At 54.8% G+C, this 2,529-nt stretch carries 1 other annotated feature (only partly in view).

Features of this window, described 5'->3' with window-relative positions:
* Positions 1 to 23 precede the first annotated feature (23 nt).
* Positions 24 to 2,529, minus strand: a sequence feature (most likely nonfunctional fraction of RNA operon) (it continues 1,543 nt past the right edge of the window).

Consider the following 2,529-nt stretch of genomic DNA (forward strand, 5'->3'; position numbering starts at 1 on the left):
GACAAGGAACAAAGAAAACAAAAAGAGGTTAAGGCCTCGGCGTATTAGTACCGGTCAGCTCCACGCGTTGCCGCGCTTCCACCTCCGGCCTATCTGCCCCGTCGTCTACGGGACGCCTTACCTGCTTACGCAGTGAGGTATCTCATCTTGGAGGCGGCTTCCCGCTTAGATGCCTTCAGCGGTTATCCGTTCCGCACATAGCTACCCAGCTTATGCATCTGGCGACACAACTGGTACACCAGCGGTGCGTCCACTCCGGTCCTCTCGTACTAGGAGCAGCTCTCCTCAAATACCTTGCGCCCATGGTGGATAGGGACCGAACTGTCTCACGACGTTCTAAACCCAGCTCACGTACCGCTTTAATGGGCGAACAGACCAACCCTTGGGACCTGCTTCAGCCCCAGGATGCGACGAGCCGACATCGAGGTGCCAAACCTCCCCGTCGATGGGAACTCTCGGGGGAGATCAGCCTGTTATCCCCGGGGTAGCTTTTATCCGATGAGCGACGGCCCTTCCATTCGGTACCGCCGGATCACTAGGACCGACTTTCGTCTCTGTTCGACATGTCTGTCTCACAGTCAAGCCATCTTATACCCTTACGCTCTTCGGGCGTTTTCCATTCGCCCTGAGATGACCTTTGCGCGCCTCCGTTACTCTTTAGGAGGCGACCGCCCCAGTCAAACTGCCCACCTGACAATGTCCCGCTCTCCGATTCAGAAGAAGCGGTTAGAAACTTAACACAACAAGGGTGGTATCCCAACAACGCCTCCACCAACACTGACGTGCTGACTTCACCGGCTCCCACCTATCCTGTACATGATGTGTCGAGTCCCAATGCCAGGCTACAGTAAAGCTCCACGGGGTCTTTCCGTCCCACCACGGGTAACCGGTGTCTTTACCGGTACCACAATTTCACTGGATCCATCGTCGAGACAGCGCCCAAATCGTTACGCCATTCGTGCAGGTCGGAACTTACCCGACAAGGAATTTCGCTACCTTAGGACCGTTATAGTTACGGCCGCCGTTTACTGGGGCTTCGGTTCAAAGCTTCGCCCGAAGACTAACCTCTCCCCTTAACCTTCCAGCACCGGGCAGGCGTCAGACCCTATACGTCGGCTTGCGCCTTCAGCAGAGTCCTGTGTTTTTAGTAAACAGTCGCTTGGGCCTGGTTTCTGCGACCACCCTTAGCTCCACCAGCATTAGCTTCACCAGAGTGGCACTCCTTCTCCCGAAGTTACGGAGTCAACTTGCAGAGTTCCTTAACGATGGTTATTCCACTCACCTTAGCCTTCTCAGCCAGACCACCTGTGTCGGTTTCGGGTACGGGCGTTCTTTTCCTCCCTAGTGGCTTTTCTCGGCAGCGTGGCGTCAATGTCTTCGCTTCCGTAGAAGCTCCCCTTCAGGTCTCAGCATTATCAGGTAGGTGGATTTGCCTGCCTACCCTGCCTACTCCCTTGGACCGGCTCTTCCATCCGCCGGCTACACCTAGCCTCCTGCGTCACCACTTCGGTAATAACGTCCAAGAACGGGGCAGGAATGTCTACCTGCTGTCCATCGACTACGCTTTTCAGCCTCGCCTTAGGTCCCGCCTAACCCTGGGCGGATCAACCTTCCCCAGGAAACCTTGGTCTTCCGGTGAACAAGATTCTCACTTGTTTGTCGTTACTCATGCCTGCATTCTCACTTCCCATCGGTCCACCGCACTTTACAATACGGCTTCGCCCCGATGGCAACGCTCCCCTACCGATGTACTATGTACATCCCGTGGCTTCGGTGTCATGCTTAGCCCCCTACATTTTCGGCGCAGAGATCCTCGACCAGTGAGCTATTACGCACTCTTTAAAGGATGGCTGCTTCTAAGCCAACCTCCTGGCTGTTTGGGCATCTCCACATCCTTGCCACACTTAGCATGTCTTTGGGACCTTAGCCGACGGTCTGGGCTGTTTCCCTTTCGACCACGGACCTTATCACCCGTAGTCTCACTCCCAGGCTTCACGTCTCGGTATTCGGAGTTTAGTTGAATTTGGTAGGACCCCAGTCCCCCGCATCCATCCAGTGCTCTACCCCCGAGACGAAATACCTGAGGCTGCACCTCAATGCATTTCGGGGAGAACCAGCTATTACCCAACTCGATTAGCTTTTCACTCCTAACCACAGCTCATCCAAATCTTTTTCAACAGATACTGGTTCGGTCCTCCATGAGGTTTCACCCTCACTTCAACCTGGCCATGGCTAGATCGTCGGGCTTCGGGTCTACTACGTGAAACTTTCGCCCTATTCAGACTCGGTTTCCCTTCGGCTACAGACCTTAAGGCCCTTAACCTTGCTACACGCAGTATCTCGCAGGCTCATTTTTCAATAGGCACACCGTCACTTTCCACGCCTCGCGGCGCTTCCAGCTCCGATTGCTTGTAGGCACACGGGTTCAGGTCTATTTCACTCCCCGCCAGGGGTGCTTTTCACCTTTCCCTCTCGGTACTATTCGCTATCGGTCACCTGAAGTGTTTAGCCTTGGACGATGGTCCGCCC

It is taken from the genome of Dethiosulfovibrio faecalis, from assembly GCF_021568795.1.
Classification (GTDB): domain Bacteria; phylum Synergistota; class Synergistia; order Synergistales; family Dethiosulfovibrionaceae; genus Dethiosulfovibrio; species Dethiosulfovibrio faecalis.